The organism is Stackebrandtia soli, assembly GCF_965137155.1.
Classification (GTDB): domain Bacteria; phylum Actinomycetota; class Actinomycetes; order Mycobacteriales; family Micromonosporaceae; genus Stackebrandtia; species Stackebrandtia soli.
The window spans coordinates 1-17,768 of record NZ_CBCRZX010000029.1 but is presented as its reverse complement, the minus strand read 5'-3'; the positions used below and the strand labels follow the sequence as shown (position 1 = coordinate 17,768).

Annotated in this window: 14 protein-coding genes and 3 pseudogenes; 1 reads left to right on the top strand and 16 read right to left on the bottom strand. The window is 68.0% G+C overall.

Translation table 11 applies throughout. The annotated features are described in order from the left end of the window. Positions 1–199: 199 nt before the first annotated feature. Positions 200–1,816, bottom strand: a pseudogene (locus tag ACM9NP_RS16405) (FAD-dependent oxidoreductase); the annotation flags it as partial. A 2-nt stretch (positions 1,817–1,818) separates the two neighbouring features. After that, a partial coding sequence (locus tag ACM9NP_RS16400) for an FAD-binding protein (RefSeq protein WP_415647612.1) occupies positions 1,819–1,924 on the bottom strand: 106 nt, incomplete at its 3' end. 36 nt (positions 1,925–1,960) lie between these two features. On the opposite strand from ACM9NP_RS16400, the gene ACM9NP_RS16395 reads away from it, so the two are divergent. Continuing rightward, positions 1,961–2,896, top strand: a complete 936-nt coding sequence (locus ACM9NP_RS16395; RefSeq protein WP_415647578.1) for a GNAT family N-acetyltransferase — start codon at positions 1,961–1,963, stop codon at positions 2,894–2,896. Between the two features lie 105 nt (positions 2,897–3,001). Here the strand turns inward: ACM9NP_RS16395 and ACM9NP_RS16390 are convergent, their stop codons facing one another. The 14 genes and pseudogenes from ACM9NP_RS16390 to ACM9NP_RS16325 form a co-directional block, all read right to left on the bottom strand. Further along, complete coding sequence (locus ACM9NP_RS16390; RefSeq protein WP_415647611.1) at positions 3,002–3,733, bottom strand: tyrosine-protein phosphatase; 732 nt, start codon at positions 3,731–3,733, stop codon at positions 3,002–3,004. A 38-nt stretch (positions 3,734–3,771) separates the two neighbouring features. After that, positions 3,772–5,052 (bottom strand): ATP-dependent Clp protease ATP-binding subunit ClpX, encoded by a 1,281-nt coding sequence (gene clpX, locus ACM9NP_RS16385; RefSeq protein ID WP_415647610.1) that lies wholly within the window; start codon positions 5,050–5,052, stop codon positions 3,772–3,774. A gap of 249 nt (positions 5,053–5,301) precedes the next feature. Beyond that, on the bottom strand, positions 5,302–5,940 hold the full coding sequence (locus tag ACM9NP_RS16380) for an ATP-dependent Clp protease proteolytic subunit (RefSeq protein WP_415647577.1): 639 nt from the start codon (positions 5,938–5,940) through the stop codon (positions 5,302–5,304). A 19-nt stretch (positions 5,941–5,959) separates the two neighbouring features. Continuing rightward, a complete protein-coding gene (locus ACM9NP_RS16375; protein ID WP_415647576.1) occupies positions 5,960–6,595 on the bottom strand; it encodes an ATP-dependent Clp protease proteolytic subunit in 636 nt (211 codons plus the stop codon). 202 nt (positions 6,596–6,797) lie between these two features. Beyond that, a complete protein-coding gene (gene tig, locus ACM9NP_RS16370; RefSeq protein ID WP_415647575.1) occupies positions 6,798–8,168 on the bottom strand; it encodes a trigger factor in 1,371 nt (456 codons plus the stop codon). A gap of 446 nt (positions 8,169–8,614) precedes the next feature. Next, positions 8,615–10,375, bottom strand: coding sequence for a serine hydrolase (locus ACM9NP_RS16365; RefSeq protein ID WP_415647574.1), 1,761 nt, complete (start codon positions 10,373–10,375; stop codon positions 8,615–8,617). An 8-nt stretch (positions 10,376–10,383) separates the two neighbouring features. Then, positions 10,384–11,646: an exo-beta-N-acetylmuramidase NamZ family protein gene (locus tag ACM9NP_RS16360; protein WP_415647573.1), complete on the bottom strand. Its 1,263-nt coding sequence runs from the start codon at positions 11,644–11,646 to the stop codon at positions 10,384–10,386. 11 nt (positions 11,647–11,657) lie between these two features. Beyond that, entirely contained in the window at positions 11,658–13,478 is a 1,821-nt protein-coding gene (locus ACM9NP_RS16355; protein ID WP_415647572.1) for a glycoside hydrolase family 3 protein, read from the bottom strand. Positions 13,479–13,647: 169 nt separating this feature from the next. Continuing rightward, entirely contained in the window at positions 13,648–14,406 is a 759-nt protein-coding gene (locus ACM9NP_RS16350; protein WP_415647571.1) for a GH25 family lysozyme, read from the bottom strand. Positions 14,407–14,634: 228 nt separating this feature from the next. Continuing rightward, positions 14,635–15,303 (bottom strand): peptidoglycan recognition protein family protein, encoded by a 669-nt coding sequence (locus ACM9NP_RS16345; RefSeq protein WP_415647570.1) that lies wholly within the window; start codon positions 15,301–15,303, stop codon positions 14,635–14,637. A 185-nt stretch (positions 15,304–15,488) separates the two neighbouring features. Further along, positions 15,489–16,195, bottom strand: a pseudogene (locus ACM9NP_RS16340) (carbohydrate kinase family protein); the annotation flags it as partial. 1 nt (position 16,196) lies between these two features. Beyond that, the coding region (locus ACM9NP_RS16335) for a PfkB family carbohydrate kinase (RefSeq protein WP_415647569.1) at positions 16,197–16,379 on the bottom strand (183 nt) is incomplete at its 3' end. Beyond that, the gene (locus ACM9NP_RS16330; RefSeq protein ID WP_415647568.1) at positions 16,376–17,284 is read right to left on the bottom strand and encodes a pseudouridine-5'-phosphate glycosidase; all 909 of its coding nucleotides are present in this window, start codon (positions 17,282–17,284) and stop codon (positions 16,376–16,378) included. The genes ACM9NP_RS16330 and ACM9NP_RS16335, both read right to left, overlap by 4 nt. Before the next feature lie 276 nt (positions 17,285–17,560). Beyond that, a pseudogene (locus tag ACM9NP_RS16325) lies at positions 17,561–17,768 on the bottom strand (hypothetical protein); the annotation flags it as partial.

Genomic DNA, 17,768 nt, shown 5'->3' with positions numbered 1-17,768 from the left:
ATCGCGGACAGTCCACATCAGACTGTCTGCAGTCGACCATTCCAGCGCGTGGTCCCCTGTGCAGTCGCGACGTCCCAGCCTCACAAGGAGTTCGGCACTGACCAGCCGGCTTCCTCCGATCCCCGTGGAGGTGGCGACCCTCGCGATGTCATCGCGGCGCGGGCCACCGGCGTCCTCGCGCCGGATCGAACGACCGCTCTCACGGACGCGCGATCGGCCCCGGCACGACGGGATCGAGCGCTGGGACAACGGCCACCGGCCGGTACGGCGTGTCCAGCGGCGGACGCGGATCGGCCCCACTCTTGTTCGGCCACAGGGACATGGCGCGTTCCGCCTGCGCGGTGATCGTCAGCGACGGGTTGACGCCCAGATTCGCCGAGACCGCCGAACCGTCCATGATGTGGAGTCCGGGATGCCCGAAGACGCGGTGATACGCGTCGATGACACCGCTGTCACGGTCCGCCCCGATCGCGCACCCGCCAAGGAAATGCGCCGTCGTCGGGATGTCGAGCACGTCGAGCCAGGTACCCCCGGGCTGCGCGCCGAGCTCCTCGGCGAGGTTCCGCACCGCCTCATGTCCGACCGGCAGCCACGTCGGGTTGGGTTCCCCGTGGCCGAGCCGGGCGTGCATGCGGCCGCGCCGAAGCCCGACCGTCACCGAGTTGTCCCGACTCTGCATGACGAGGCCGATCACGGTGCGGCGAGACCAATCCCGCAGCCACAACGAACGCGCGAACCGGATCGGGTGGCGCGTCACGGTTCCAAGGAAGCGCAGCCATCGAGGAATCGCGTGCGCGGCGTCGGGCGCGCCCCCGTCCACCAGCAGGGTTCCGAGCGCGCCCATCGCGTTCGATCCACGTCCATAGCGGACAGGTTCGACGTGGGTGTGCTCGTCCGGGTGGATGGACGACGTGATCGCCAGCCCCCTGCTGTGATCGTCACCCGAGCGGCCGAACCGCATCGCGCCGAGGATCGCCTCCGAGTTCGTTCTCGTCAGATGGCCGAGCCGCGACGACAGTTCGGGCAGACGACCGGTCTCACGCATGCGATGGAGGAGGCGCTGCGTGCCGAAGGTCCCAGCCGCCATGACGACGTGATCGGCGAGCAGCGTCGGACCGCGACGCGGCAGCACCCCGGTTCTGGCGGTCTCCACTCGCCACCTCGTCTCCATCGTGGACTGATTCAGCCCCGTGACGGTGGTGCGCGGGATGATCGTCACACCACGCCGTTCCGCGAGGTGCAGATAGTTCTCGGTGAGCATGTTCTTCGCGCCGTACCGGCATCCGGTCATGCAACCCCCGCACGTTACGCATCCGGCCCGATCCGGCCCCGATCCACCGAAGTAGGGGTCGGCGGTGCGGACTCCCGGCATACCGATGTGGACGCCGACGCGCGTGGTGCGGTACGAGTCGGCCACGCCCATGCGTTCCGCGACGCGCCTCAACGCGTCGTCGGCGGGCGTCCGGATCGGATTGTCGACGACGCCGAGCATGCGCTCCGCCGTGTCGTAGTGCGGAGCGAGCTCGGCGCCCCAGTCCGCGATATCGCTCCACTGTGGGTCATCGTAGAACGCCTGGGGCGGACGGTAGAGCGTGTTGCCGTACACAAGGGACCCGCCACCGACGCCGGCCCCGGCGAGAACGAGGACCCGCGCGCCGCGCTGCCCACGGAGGAGGTGGATGCGTTGGATGCCGCGCAGTCCCAGTTTCGGCGCCCACAGGAAACGACGTAGCCGCCACGACGTCCTCGGGAGGTGGCGATGCCGCAGCGCGGGATCGGGCTCGGTCGGGTCGTCGAAGCGCTCCCCCGCCTCGACNNCCGCGACCCGGTAGCCCTTCTCGGCGGCGCGCAGCGCGGCGACGGAACCGCCGAAACCGGAACCGATCACGACGACGTCGAAGCGCTGCGGGGCGGGGAGGGCCATAGGCCGGTATCCTGCCAGGTCGCCGGGGACATGGCAATGGACGGACGACGAAACGAGGATGCGCCGGTACTCGTGATCTGGCACCGTCGCGATATGGACGCGCTCTCGTGCATTGTCGATTCCGAGCTGGCCGTGTTCGCCGAGGCGACCGCGCGCTGGCGGGCCACCGACCCGATACGCAACAACGTGGCCTCGACGGTGATCGATGCCCGGCTCGGTGGCGCGGTCCCGCTCGTCGGGGACGAACTGTGGTTGCGGCTCGTTGACGCCGGGACCGTCGTCGGTCTGGCGCTGCACACTCCCCCGTTCCCGCTCCTGTTGCTCGCGCCCGACCTGAACCTCATTGACCCGCTGGTGGAGACGCTTCGGCGCATCCGGCCGACGCTGTCCGGGGTCGGCGGGCCCCTGACCGGGGCCGAGGAGTTCGCGCGGCGGTGGGCCGCGCCGGGCACGGCCCCGCGTGTCGGCTCGGTGCATCGCATGTTCGTCCTCGACGGTCTCCGCGCCCCGACCGGCATCCCGGGTCGGCTGCGACGCGCGGACGCCCCCGACACGGCGCTCCTCGCCGAATGGTCGACCGCGTTCAGTGCGGAGGCGCTGCCGGACGAGCCCATCCCGGCCGACGCCGTCGAGAACGTCGCGCGGAGGCTGTCCGTCGGTGTGCCGTACTGGCTGTGGGAGGTCGACGGCGAAGCGGTGTCGATGATGGCGACGTCGCCCCCGGCACTCGGAATCAGTCGGGTGCAGTCGGTGTACACACCACCGGAACGACGGCGGCACGGCTACGCCGCCGCGATGGTCGCTGCGGCGTGCGCCGAGACGAGGGCACGTCCCGACGTCGACGAGGTCGTGTTGTTCGCGGACGTCGCGAACCCGACGTCGAGCGGCGTGTACCGACGGATCGGGTTCAGCGATCTCCACGACGTGGCACAGTTCCTGTTCGACGCCCCGGAAGACACCACGTCGGACTGACGAACACTCTCTCCGCTTGGTTGGGCAAATATCGGAAATAGGCGTGTTTTCGCAATTTGCCCAACCAAGCGGAACTTTTGCCCGACCAAGCGACAGTGGACGGAGCTAGTCCGAAAGCAGACGTGCCCGTAGGCGGGCGGCGAGATCGGCGGTGTCCATGCCAAGGCCGTCCGCGACGTATCCGGTCATCGACCCGTACCCGGCGGCGACATCGCTCAACACGTGCCACATGACGTCGGCGGGCGCCCTGCCATAGCCGGGCCACCGCAGGACCCGACCGGGGTTGGCGGCGCGCCAGTCCGCGACGAGACCGGCGGAGGCGTTCTCCGTCAGTGCGTAGTCCGCGACGATGTCCTCATCAGACACGCCGAGCAGCGTGAGAACGAGCGCGGCGATCAGACCCGTCCGGTCTTTGCCTGAGGCGCAATGGAAGACGACGGGTTCGTCCGCGTCGGCGATCGTCTCGAGAACGGCCCGGATCTCCACGACGCCATCCGAGGCGACCTCGGCGTACCGGTCGGCGAGATGGCGCCACGGGTCGACGTCGGGATCGATCTCCGCCTGGTCGTACGGGCGGTGCTCAATGGAGAGATTGACGTACCGGAGCCCGTCGGCCTCGCGAACCCGGCCGTTGCGGGCGATCTCCCACGGGTACCGCAGGTCGATGACCGTGCCGACCCGAAGATCCAGGAAGCGGACCCAGTCGTCGTCGCTGAGCTTGCCCAGCGAATCGGATCGGTACAGGCGCCCCGACGCGACGACCCGACCGTCTCCCGTGGAGTGGCCGCCGAGATCGCGGAAGTTCCGCAGCGACGCGAAACCCACGCCCGTCGGCACCGGCTCGCGGCCACCGTCGTCGGTCCGACCGACGAAGCTCACGCGGACTTGCGGCGACGCAGCGAACGCGCCGGTCTCGTACTGGAGGTGCGCGGGATCAGGGTCGGGTTGACGTTCTTGCGAACGACATCGGAGGTGATGACGACGCGAGCGACCTTGTCGACGTGGCTCGGGATCTCGTACATGACCGGCTGGAGCACCTCCTCCATGATCGCGCGCAGACCACGGGCGCCCGTACCCCGCAGGATCGCCTGATCCGCGATCGGCTCGATCGCGTCGTCCTCGAAGACCAGTTCCACGCCGTCGAGTTCCAACAAGCGCTGGTACTGCTTGACGAGCGCGTTCCGCGGCTCCGTCAGGATCTTGATGAGCGCCATCCGGTCGAGGTGGCGAACCGTCGTCGTCACGGGGACCCGGCCGATGAACTCCGGGATCAAGCCGTACTTCAGGAGGTCCTCCGGCATGACCTGAGACAGGACGTCGTCGGCCTTGCGTTCCTCACGGCTGCGGATCTGCGCGGTGAAGCCGAGGCCCTGATGGCCGACCCGGCTCTCCACGATCTCCTCAAGCCCGGAGAAGGAACCGCCGCAGATGAAGAGGATGTTCGTCGTGTCGATCTGCAGGAAGTCCTGGTGGGGGTGCTTGCGGCCGCCCTGCGGCGGCACCGAGGAGACCGTTCCTTCGAGGATCTTCAGCAGAGCCTGCTGGACGCCCTCGCCGGAGACGTCACGGGTGATCGACGGGGACTCCGATTTGCGTCCGGCCTTGTCGATCTCGTCGATGTAGATGATGCCGGTCTCGGCGCGCTTGATGTCGTAATCGGCGGCGACGATCAGCTTCAGGAGGATGTTCTCGACGTCCTCGCCGACGTAACCGGCCTCCGTCAACGCCGTCGCGTCCGCGATGGCGAACGGGACGTTCAGCATGCGGGCGAGCGTCTGCGCCAGGTGCGTCTTGCCGCTGCCCGTCGGCCCGATCATCAGGATGTTCGATTTGGACAGTTCGACGTTGTCGGCGCTGGACCGTTGACTCGCCGTCGTCGCCGCGTCGACCTGGACCCGCTTGTAGTGGTTGTAGACGGCCACCGCGAGCGCGCGCTTGGCCTCCTCCTGGCCGACGACGTACTCGTCGAGGAACTCGCAGATCTCCTTGGGCTTCGGCAGCTCACCGAAGGCCGTCGCGGCCTCCTCGGCGAACTCCTCCTCGATGATCTCGTTGCACAGGTCGATGCACTCGTCACAGATGTAGACGTGTTGAGGCCCGGCGATGAGCTTCTTCACCATGCGTTGCGACTTACCGCAAAACGAGCATTTAAGCATGTCACTGTCGCCCAGTCGTGGCGTCACGGCTGCCAACTCCCTGCTTAACCCGCCCGGATGCGATCCGGGGCCTCGACTATGTCCCCCGTGGATATACGGCTGCGCGGCCAGGCTCGGCCACTTGATCACGGGCAATCCTTGGGTGCCGAGTCGGTGGGGCGACCACGAACACCGCATTCGACCGTACCCGTTGCGGGGCCGCCCCGCCACGTCCGCGCGCGGACGGATCACGTGACGGCCCCACCGGTACTACGCCTTGGCGAGTACTTGCTTGGCGCTCTTCTTGCGGTACGGCATGATCGTGTCGATCAGGCCGTACGCCTTGGCGTCCTCGGCGGTGAAAATCTTGTCGCGCTCGATGTCCTTGCGGACCTTCTCGACCGTCTGGCCGGTGTGCGTCGCCAGGATCTTCTCCATCTGGCCGCGAAGCCGGAGGATCTCGCGGGCCTGGATCTCCATATCGGACGCCTGGCCGTACGTGCCCTCCGTCGCGGGCTGGTGAATGATCACCCGCGAGTTCGGCATCGCCGACCGCTTGCCGGGGGTACCGGCCGCGAGCAGGATCGCCGCGGCGGAGGCCGCCTGACCCATGCAGACGGTCACGATGTCGGGCCGGACGAACTGCATCGTGTCGTAGATCGCCATCAACGCGGTGAGCGAACCACCCGGTGAGTTGATGTACATCTGGATCTCGCGCTCGGGGTCGTTGGCCTCCAGCACGAGCAACTGCGACATGATGTCGTTCGCCGAGGTGTCGTCCACAGGAGACCCGAGGAAGATGATGCGCTCCTCGAACATCTTGTTGTACGGGTTCATCTCCTTGATGCCGTACGACGTCTTCTCAGTGAACGACGGAATGATGTAACGGCCGGTCATCTGGTGTGTCATCTCGCTACGCCCCTTGGCTCTAGTTCCGGGTGCCCGCGCCGGTCGGGACCTGGGTGGCACCGGTGACGACGTGGTCGATGAAGCCGTAGTCCTTCGCCTCGGCGGCGGTGAACCAACGGTCACGGTCGGAATCGGCTTCGATCTCGTCCATCGTGTGGCCGGTGTGAGTCGCGACGCGCTCCTGGAACATCCGCTTCGTGTACAGCATCTGCTCGGCGAGGATCGCCACGTCGGACGCGGTACCACCGATGCCGCCGGACGGCTGGTGCATCATGATCCGAGCGTGCGGGAGCGCGTACCGCTTGCCCGCGGTTCCGGCACACAGCAGCAACTGCCCCATCGACGCGGCCATGCCCATGCCGATCGTGGCGACGTCGTTGTCAATGAACTGCATCGTGTCGTAGATGGCCATGCCGTCGTAGACCGAGCCACCGGGAGAGTTGATGTACAGATTGATGTCGCGCTCGGGGTCTTCGGCGGCGAGCAGCAGCAGCTGCGCGCAGATCCGGTTCGCGACGACACTGTTGACCTCGCTGCCGAGGAAAATGATCCGCTCCTTGAGCAAGCGGTCGTAAACCATGTCGTCGAGACCGCTGCCGGCGCCGGCCTCGCCCCTGCGGGCGGTGGGCGCGTACGTGGTCACGGGGTTAATCATGACGCCCTCTCTCGTTGAGATCCTGTGTGTCGTGTAGTACTTGCGACCCTAACCGGCTGATCGGACGTTTCGCCGCAGATGCGGGCCTTGTTCGCTCGCAGCGGAGAGCCGTTACCGGCGTGCGTCGTCCGAGTTGCACGGTCGTGCTCGGACACGAGCGAAGGCCCNCCGCGGAGAGCGGCGGGCCTTCACCGAGTGTGTCTTAGTCTTCGTCGGTCGCCGTGTCGGCGTCGGCTTCGGCGGCCTGCGGGAACAGGACGTCGTTGGCGATCTCGTTGCCGGCGCTGTCGTTGACGGTCGCGGCCTTGACCGCTTCCTCCAGCGCGAGCGCGCGGCGGACCTCGCCGGCGATCCCGCGCAGCAGGCCACGCTGACGGAGCATCTCCGCGAACTGCGGGAACTGCTCCTCGGTGACGCCCTGCTGCTGGGCGCGACGGACGACCTCGGCGGTCAGCTGCTCGCTGGTCACCTCGACCTCGAGCTTCTCGGCGAGCTGGTCGAGGACGAGCTGACGGCGCAGCCCACGGGCGGCGTTGTCGCGCATCTCCGTCTCGAACTCCTCGACCGTCTGCCCCTGCGCCTGCAGGTAGCTGCGCAGTTCGAGGCCCATCGAGGACAGCTGCTCCGAGAGGTGCTCGGTGCGGTGCTTTACCTCGTCGTCGACGACGCCGTCCGGCACGGGGATGTCGACGGCCTCGACGAGCGCGTCGGCGGTGTTCTCGCGGACCTGGCCGGCGAGCGCGTTGGTGGCGCGGGTCGAGAGGTTCTCCCGGGTCGCGGACTTCAATTCGTCCAAAGTGTCATGTTCGGACGCGAGCTGGGCGAAGTCATCGTCCAGTTCGGGCAGTTCGCGCTCCTTGACGGTGCCGACGGACACCTCGACCTCGGCCTCCGAACCGGCCTTGTCGCCACCGGCGAGCTGGGTCGAGAAGGTGCGGGTCTCACCGGCGGACATGCCGACGAGCGTCTCGTCGAGGCCTTCGACGAGGTTCCCGGCGCCGACCTCGTGCGACATCTCGGACGCGGAACCGCCCTCGACCTCTTCGCCGTCGATGGTGGCCTTCAGGTCGATCGTGACGAAGTCGCCGTCGGCGGCGGCGCGCTCGACGGTCTTCAGGGTGCCGAAGCGCAGTCGAAGGTTCTCGATCTCGGTGTCGATCTGCTCATCGGTGATGTCCGGGGAGTCGACCGTCACGGTCAGGCTCTCGAGTTCCGGCAGGGTGAACTCCGGCGCCACGTCGACCTCGGCGGTGAACGTGAACGGCTCGTTCTCGGCGACGTCGGCCATCTCGGTGATCTCGGGACGGCCGAGGGCCTTGATCTCGTTGGTGGTGAACGCCTCCGCCAGCTGCTGCGGCAGCGCCAGGTCGACGGCCTGAGCGTAGATGGCGTCCTTGCCGACGCGCTGGTCGATGACGGCGCGCGGCGCCTTGCCCGGACGGAAACCGGGGACCTTGACCTGCGATCCGACCTTCTGATACGCCTGTGTCAGATGCGGAGTGAGCTCCTCGAACGGCACCTCGATCGACAGTCGCACCCTGGTTGGACTCAGGGTCTCGACGGTGCTTTTCACAGACGTACTCCTCGTTGCTTTCAGTGATATCTCTGGTGATGGCGCCGGGCTTCGGCCCCGTCTTCACGGCCGTGACGCCCTCGCCTCGCGAATCGCGCGCAGTGCGTCGCACAACCCGACACAGCCACAGCGTAAGAGTCTAGAGGTTGTCCCATTACCCAGCAACTCGGCTGTGGCGGCCGACGTTGTCGACACCGAACCGCATGCGGCCGTTCGGGAGCGATCGGCCGTGACCCGGATCGTCCGACCGTGTCGCACGGCACTCCACAGGCACCGGAGACACCGGCACGCGGGTGGCTTTCCACCACGCCGTGGGGCTTACGACACGGAACGCGAGCTGCGGGGATCAACACGACTGTGGCCATGCTCTCCCATTCGACCGCGTCCGCTCCGGTCGTCGCGGCCGACGGGACAATGCCCGTCGGCCGCGACGATGGTGATCGGCGTCAATCGGATGAGAGCGCGAAGCCCTCGCCCACCAGCAGTGCCGCGTCGCCGGGGCGATCGTCGTCGAAGACGACGCGACGGCCGTCCCGCACCTCGATCGCGTCGACGTAGACACCTCGGCCGCGCTGACTCGCATCCGTCCGGTGTGTCCACCGGATGGCCGTCGCGCCAACGGGAAGCGTGCCCTTCCCACGGGCCCAGTCGCGCCCCGCGTAGCCCGCGTGGGTCTCGCCCGACCAGCGGTACCGGTCGGCCTTCAGCGTGGTCGTGACGGGCTGCCAGGTCTCGCCCACGAGCGCCTCAAGGGCGACCGTGTCGGTCGGTTCCGTGTCGTACCACAGGGAGAACGTGACACTCCCCGCCTCGACCGGAGCCGCCAATGGTGCCGTCAGGGTCGCCGTGGTCGCGTCGGTCGTCCCCGCGAGCCACGACTTCCGGCCCCGGGCGGGGCGCACCGGGTGCGCGCGGGCGAAGGCGTTCGCCGGGGCACGCCGGTAGTCGCTGACGGTGCCCCACGCCCGGGTCGGGTGGACCCGGTTGGTGAGCAGGACGAACACCGATTCGGCGAGCGGGTCGACGACCAGGCAGGTGCCCGTGTAACCGGTGTGTCCGATGGAGACGGGGCTCGTCAGCGCGTCCATGAAGAAGCGTTGATCGATCTGCCAGCCGAGTCCACGGGCCGCCGACGGGCCGAGGGCCGCGTTGTCGTTGGTGAACAACCGTCGGATCCACTGTGTCGAGAGGACGCGGGTGCCCCGGTAGGTTCCCCCGCCGAGGATCATCTGCCCGAACACGGCCAGGTCCGCCGCGGTCGAGAAGACCCCGGCGTGTCCGGCGACGCCGCCGAAGGACCACGCGTTCTCGTCGTGGACTTCGCCTCGGACCATGCCCCGCCCGATGGCGGGCTGGTACTCGGTCGCGGCGACGCGGTGCCATTCGTCGGGGTCGGGGTTGTAACCGGTGTCGGACATGCCCAGCGGCTCTGTGATGAACTCCCGAACCAGAACGTCCAAGGTGGACCCAGTGATGCGTTCGAGGACGACCGCGAGCGTGATCAGGTTCAGGTCGGAGTACTCGTACACCTGGCCCGGGGCCTGCTTCAAAGGCGTCGCGTAGATCGCCGCCATCCGCGCGGCGTTGTCGGGGTGTTTGTAGAGGTTGATCCACGAGGGGAAGCCGGACACGTGCCGAAGCAGGTCCATTGACGTGATCGCGGCCTTCGCCGGGTCCACGGACGCGAACTCGGGCAGGTACGTCACGACGGGCGACGCCAGGTCGAGTCGGCCGTCCTCGGCGAGCCGTGCCGCGACCAACGCGGTGAACAGCTTCGACACCGACGCCATGTCGAACAGGGTGTCCGTCGTCATCGGAACCTGGTCCGCGGACGGCAACTCGACGGGAGTGCCCGTCGCCTCGTCGAAGGACCCGTAGCGCAGCGCGTGCCCGCCCGCCTCATGCGAGACGATGACGCCGCGCCGCGCCGCGAGCACGACGAAGCCGGGATGTGACGGGTTGGGCCGGTTCGGCCCGGGGCTCATGTAGCGGGCGGCCTCGTCGACGATCCGGGCGACGTGTTCGTCGATCAGACCGGCCTCGCGCGCGGTGCCGTGGCGCAGGGTCCGGGGCCGGAATCGCAGCTGGGCCGGATCGATCGGCGGCGGACCCGTCTCACCGGGATCGGCGGAGACGGTGCCGGACGGGAACAGGGAGGCCCCGGCGGCCGCGGCCGCTACGGAGCCGAACAGTCGTCGACGGTTCATCATCCACCTCACCGGTACAACAGGTAGTCGCGGCGGATACGGGAGAACTCGGCGAGCTCGCCTCGCCAACCGGCGATGACGGTGTCGACGTCGGCTCCCGCCTCGATCGCCTCACGGACGGCGGTCGAACCGGTCAGCTTGTCGATCCACGGAACCGTGTCGCCGGGGCGCCAGCCGTACTCGGGGAACACCTGGCGCTGCGTGATGATCATCGTCAGCGCCGTCCTGATCGGATCGAAGGAGTCGATGTCGGTGATCTGGACCTCGACACCACCGCAGGTCTGGTTGACCCACTTGGAGAACACCGGTTTGAAGTACGCCTCCCGGAACCGAACGCCGTCCAGGTCGGATTCGTTGAGCGCCGCCTCCCACCGGTGGTCGATGCCGGGCGCTCCGATGAGCTGGAACGGCTGCGTCGTGCCCCGGCCCTCCGATAGCGCGGACGCCTCGAACAGGCAGGTCCCCGGGTACAGGCGGGCGGTCGTCGTGGTCGGCATGTTCGGGGACGGCGCGACCCACGGGAGACCGGTCTCCTCGAAGGTCATCCGGCGCTTCCAGCCGCCGAGTTCGACGACGGTCAGGTCGGCACTCGTGCCGACGGTCTCCGGCAGGAACTCGCCGTTGAACAGCCGCGCCAGCTCGCCGATCGTCATGCCGTGCCGCTGCGAGATGGCCTTCAGCCCGACGAACGACGAGAACTCGGGGTGCAGGATCGGTCCCTGCGCCTCGATCCCGGTGACGGGGTTGGGCCGGTCGAGGACGACGAAGCGGATTCCGAGCGTCGCGGCGGCCTCCATCGCCAGGTACATCGTCCAGATGTAGGTGTAGAACCGCGACCCGACGTCCTGGATGTCGAACACGATCGTGTCGAGTTCCAGTTCGGCGAAGAAGTCGGCCATCTTGCCCTTGTCGTTGTACGCGTTGTACACCGGCAGGCCCGTCTTCGGGTCGATGAAGTAGTCCTCGCCCTCGCCGGCCTGGCTCGTGCCCCGGAATCCGTGTTCGGGGCCGAACACGGCGACGAGGTCGACGCGACCGTCGGCGGCCATCACGTCGACCTCGTGGGTGAGGTCGGAGGTGACGCCCGTCGGGTTCGAGATGATCCCGACGCGCTGACCGGCGAGCTCGGCGTAGCCGTCGGCGGCGAGGCGGTCGAAACCGGTGCGGACGCGGCCCTTGCCGGGGCCGTGCGCCGACGCTGCGGCGGGCGCGGCGAGCACCCCGGCCGCAGCGAGCGCCGCCGAGGCGGCGAAAACGTTTCTACGTCGCATTTGGAATGTCCTTAGTGTGATGAGGGGTAGCGCAGGCCGTGCCCGAGCTCGTACAGCGGAGTGCCGGGGTCTTCCGCGTCGGGGATCGAGACCGGCAGCGTGCCGGTCGGGTTGAGTTCGCCCGCGATGACGTCGGCCGCCGCGCGGAGTGCGCCGTCGGTGTAGGCGTAAGTCGCCAGGTAGGCGTCGACGCCGGTCAGCCGGTTGATGTCGTAGGGCTCCTTGACCGCGACGACGATCACGGGGGCGTCCAGTTCGGACAGGGCGGCGACCAGGTCCGCCTGTCCGGGATTCGAAGCGACGGTCGAGGTCGCGACGACGATCGCCGAGGCGCCGGAGGCGGCATCGACGGCCGCCTCGATCTCGGCGGCGTCGGGATCGAAGGCCGTGACGAACGAGTCGGCGGGGAGGCCGTTCGTGTCCAATTGCGACGATATGTCGTCCACGCGACCGGCGCTGGGGCCGACGACGAGAGTGCGGGTGGTGTCGCCCGCCAGCGGCAGGGTCTCGTCGTCGTTGACGACGAGGGTGACGCCGCGGGCCGTGATCGCCGCGGCCCGCTTCTTGTTCTGCGGTGTGCCGAGCAGTTTGTCGAGCTGGTCGGGGTCGGCGTGCGGCTCGTCGACGATGCCGCGCTTGTGTTTGAGGGCGAGGATGCGCAGGACGGACTCGTCGATGCGAGACTCCGCGATCTCTCCACTGTCGATGGCTGCCAGGACGGAGCCGATCGCCTGCTCCAGGTTCGGCGGCATGAGGAGCATGTCGACGCCGGCGTTGATCGCGCGGACGGGCACCTCCTCCGGCGGGTACAGCTCGTTGACTCCGGCCATGGACAGGGAGTCGGTGACGATCACGCCGTCAAAGCCGAGTTCGCCGCGCAGCAGACCGGTCATGATCGGCTCGGACAGGGTCGCCGGGTCACCGGACGGGTCGAGCGCCGGGAACTGGATGTGCGCGCTCATGATGACGTCGATGCCGGCGTCGATGGCCGCCGAGAACGGCGGGGCGTCGTACTCCTCCCACTCCTGTCGAGTGTGGTCGATGACCGGCAGATCGGTGTGGCTGTCGACCGAGGTGTCACCGTGCCCCGGAAAGTGCTTCGCGGCGGCGGCCACGGGGTATCGGGACTGCTGGAAGCCCTTGACCTGAGCGGCGGTGCACTCGGCGGCCAGCGCTGGGTCGGAGCTGAACGACCGCACCCCGATGACGGGGTTGTCCGGGTTGACGTTGACGTCGGCGACGGGCGCGAAGTCCTGGTTGATGCCGACCGCGCGAAGCTCGGTCGCGGTGATCGTCGCGGCGGTGCGGGCGTCCTGCGCCGATCCGGTGGCCGCGAGCGCCATGTTCCCGGCGAACGCGGTCGCGGGAGCGGGCATGCGCGTGACGATGCCGTGTTCCTGGTCGGTGGAGATGAGGAGGGGCACCTGGGAGGGCTGAGCCAGCGCGGCGTCCTGCATTCCGTTGGACAGTTCGAGGATCTGCTGGGGCGAGTTCAGGTTCCCCGACCATCCGAAGTAGATGACGCCGCCGAGGTGATAGGTCTCGATCGCCTGCGCGGCGTTGTCGACGCCGAGGAAGTCGCGGTTGCGGGCGACGTCGGCGGGGTCGGTCGTGTCGGCGGTCGCGCCGTACGCGTAGGTCGTGAACATCTGGCCGACCTTCTCGGCCAGCGTCATGTCGGCGAGGACGGACGCCGCCCATATCTCGTGCGCGTCGCCCGGTCGCCCTTGTGGAGCCTCGGAGGGCTCGGCGACACCGCCGCACGACGACAGCGACAGAGCCGCCACCACACTGAATAGCACTGTCAATGAGGGACGTTTGTGGTTGGTCACGGTGTCTCCGTTCGCCGATCTCGGATGCCCGGTGCGAGCGTTGAGCGGTGGTCGTCAGTCGAGGCCGGCGGGACGACCGGGTGGTCGCCCCACCGGCGTGCCGGTGTTTCTCGACGGCCGGCGCCCGAGGTTCCGGGCGGGTCCGACCGATGACGTTACGCCGTCATGGTCACGGGGTGTTGTTGGCCAGAGCCAGCAGTCGGGCGCGGGTGCCGTTGAAGTGGTTGCGGTCGACCGCGCCGGAGATGCCGTTGACGCGACCGTTGTCGGTGAACTGCCAAGCCGTCCACGTCGGGAAGCCGGTGGGGACGTTCGGGCTCGACACGCCCCAGTGCGCGACCCACAGCGGGCTGCGGGTGGCCATGCCGGTCCAGTTCCCCGTGCAGGAGCTCCACCAGCTGGCCGTCGTGTAGATGATGACGTCGCGACCGGTGCGCGCCTTGTAGGTGTTGTAGAAGTCGAGGATCCAGTTGCGCATCGACGTCTGGGACAGGCCGTGGCAGCCCGCCTCCAGGTCGAGGGCCCCGGGGAGCGTCAGGTTGTCGGCCGACCAGGCGCCACCGCTGCTGGCGAAGAAGTTCGCCTGGGTGGCTCCGCTGGACTGGCCGGGGCGGGCGAAGTGGTACGCGCCTCGGATGACGCCCGCGTAGTAGGCGTTGGTGTAGTTGGCGCCGAATCGGGGGTCCTTGTACGTGGTGCTCTCCGTCGCCTTGATCCAGGCGAACTCGATGCCCGCCGCGCGGACCGACGACCAGTTGATCGCGCCCTGGTAGTGCGAGACGTCGATGCCTTCGGGGTTGGCGTTGGTGGTCGGTTCGGCGGAAGCGGGGCTCGACAGGACGGCCAGGGTGCCGACCGCCATGATCGCGGACAACAGAATCGTCAACAGTCGACGGGGTAGCCGCCGAACCGTCGTCGCAACATCCATTGTGACTCCTTTTTGGGCTGATGCGGGCCACCGAAAGCGTTGTGAGCCTTCGGCCGGGGCGGACATCGATCCACCCGCGAGTGCCATTCTGCCCGAATCGTTACCTTCGACACAAGACCGAGACTTACAAAAAGTCCGTTATGGATCGATTCTGGGAACAGTATCACCGCAGCTCTTTTGGGTCGAAATGGTATGTCCACTTCGACCCAATAGACAGTCTGTTATGGATTATCGATCGAGCCTGGACTGAACCGCCGAACGCAGCTCCGGGAGCCGCTCATGCAATCCGCCGGGGCACAGAGTGGCATTGAAATCCATATGGCCGTAGATCTCCGTGGCGGGAATGCCGTACCGCGAACAGGTGTACACGCAGAACGCGACCAGGCTGTCCCATTGCGCCTGCGGAACCGGCGCACCCAGGTGGTACGAGCCGTCGTTCTCGATGCCGATCGCCTGAGTGTTCTGACCGACGCAGTGCGCGCCCTGGATCATGTACCGACCCGACCGCAGCGCCTTCAGGCTGCCGGTCCGACCCTCGGTCAGGAAGCCGCCCTGGCTGTTCGTGAAGTGCTGCCCCGAATCGGACCAGCCGTTGCCGTCCATGTGCAGGTCCTGGATGTCCCGCGAGTTCTGGAACGCGTACTCCAGAGAGTGATCGTCCACGTTCGGGAAGGCGGTGTGGTGGACGATGATCTTGTTCGGACGCTCGAAGATCTTCGTCAGCTCGTCCTGGGGAGCGCGAGCGCCCCACTGTCGACAGCTGTAGATGCGGGGCGGGCGCCGATCCCCGGGCGCCGCCGACGCGGGCGAGGCGACCAGCGGAACGGCCGCCACGGCGGCGAGCCCGGTCAGACCGCCGAGCAGTCGTCGGCGTGAAAGTCGGGATTGGTCAGTCATGGTGTCTTCTCCGTGGGCGTCGAACACTACGGCCCGCGACGCGGGTCACCCACATCCTGGCAGAAACCTTCAATGAATGTAAAGACATCGAAGCTTAGTTTCGTGAAGCGCCATCGACGCGGCTCGACCTCGGCAGACGATCCGCCGACCGACGGTGGAACCCGACGTCACGACCGGTACGCCCGTCAGGAAGCCGACCTCGGTCGACCTCCGGTGCGCCCCACCGCTTCCGCGGCCGAAGCGGCCCCCGCCCAGCAACACCCCTCGACGTCCATACCCGACAAAGACGCGGCCAGGAAGCCGCCCGTGAACGCGTCACCGGCGCCCACCACGTCGACCACCTCGGTCGCGATCGCGGAACCGACCGAGAGGATTCGGCCGCCCCGAGCCACCAGGTATCCGTCCGCGCCCAAGGTCAGCACGATCGTCTGTCCCGTAGCGCTCAACGCCTCCGCCGCCGCGCGCGGATCAGACGCGCCCGACAGCAACAGGGCCTCGTCCCGATTCGGCAGCAGCACCGTGGCCGCCGCGACATCGACGAGGAACCGGGACGGCCCGTACTCGGCGAGAAAACCCGACGACGACGGGTCCACACTGGTCGGAATCGACCGTTTGGCCGCCTCCCCCAACACCGCGAGGGCCAACTCACGCCCCGGTGCCGCGAACAACAGATAGCCCGACAGGTGAACGTGCGCCACACCGTCCAACAGCGACAGATCCACGTCGTCCAGACCGAGGACCGCGGCGGCGCCCCGATCCGTGATCATCGTGCGCTCGCCGTCCGTGTCGACCACGGCGATGACGGTGCCGGTGGGCCGATTCGGATCCACGCGCAGCAGTGGATCCACACCGGACTCGCGAAGTCGTTCGGCGTGCCACGAACCGGTGTCGGNGCCGACTCGTCCGATCAGGACGGTGTCGGCGCCTCGGTGAGCGGCCCAGGTGGCGGCGTTGGCGCCGGATCCGCCGGGGCATTGGGTGATGGCCGCGGCCGTGTCGGTCCCGGTGACGAGCGGTCCGGTCGGGCGGGCCACGATGTCGGTGATGACATCGCCGATCACCAGCAGGCGACTCATCGCGCCGACCAGGCGGTGGCGATCCGAGCCGCGAGCGCCACGTTGCCTCGGACGGCGGCCAGGTTGGCCTCCAGGGAGGCGCCGTCGGTCGCGTCCACGAGGTACTTGAGCAGGAACGGCGTGACGGCCTGGCCCTTGACGCCGGCCGAGTCGGCGGCGGCGAGCCCTTCGGCGAGGACCCGGTCGTGGAGTGCGGGGTCGAGTTGCTGTTCGGGGGCGACGGGGTTGGCGACGATGAGCGCGGTGCGGGGGCCCTCGACGGCGTCCTGGCCCCGCATGACGGCCGCGCACTGTTCGGGCGAGTCGAGGGTCCAGTCGACCGGCAGGCCCGACGTCGACAGATAGAAGCCGGGGAATTCGCCGGTCCGGTATCCGGCGACGGAGATGTTCAGCGTCTCCAGACGCTGCAGGGTCGCGGGAACGTCCAGGATGGACTTGACGCCCGCGCAGATGACGGTGATGCGGGTGCGGGAGAGCAACTGGAGATCGGCGGACTCGTCCTGGTCGGTGGTCCACCCCCGGTGCACGCCGCCGAGCCCGCCGGTCGCGAACACGCGGATGCCCGCCAGCGCCGCGAGGTGCGCGGTACCGGAGACGGTGGTGGCGCCGCTGGCACCGGTGGCGACGGCGAGCGCGAGGTCCCGGAAACCGAACTTGCGCATGCGTTGCGGGTCGGCGAGCCGTTCGAGGCCCGCCTCGTCGAGGCCGATGTGCGGGGCACCGTCGAAGACGGCGATCGTGGCGGGGACTACGCCGGACCCGCGCAGGGTCTCCTCGAACTCCCGGGCGACTTCGAGATTGCGCGGCTGCGGCAGACCGTGCGAGATGATCGTCGATTCCAGGGCGACGACGGGGGTTCCGTCGGTGAGCGCCTGGCGTACCTCATCGGAAATCCGCAGGTCCACGGTTACTCCTTCACGTCGTCGGGTGATCGAGGCGACGATACCCGCGACGGGCCGGAACGGCGGTGTCGCGACGGCCCGGGTATTGCGAACGCCACTGTCCCCCGGTCTCCGCTTGGTTGGGCAAAAGTTCCGCTTGGTTGGGCAAATTGCGAAATCAGGCGTGTTTCGNNAATTTGNCCAACCAAGCGACACCATTTGNCCAACCAAGCGGGCGTCCTACCGGTCCGACGTGTGCCGTGGCGCGAGGACTGTCGATCCGCCGGTGCTCAGGGCTCTCTAGTAGTAACGGCTCAGCTTCTCCCACAATGTGTCCCAGCTTTCACCGGGCGCCTCGCACAGCGCGATGACGGCGAGGTGTTCCTGGTTGGCGATGTTGACGCCGTCGTCGACGCGGCCGACCGCACGGCAGCTGAGAAAGTGGTACTGCATGCGCTGATCGCCCGCTTGATAGACGAGCAGGATGGGGGCGGGGTCGGACGGGGGC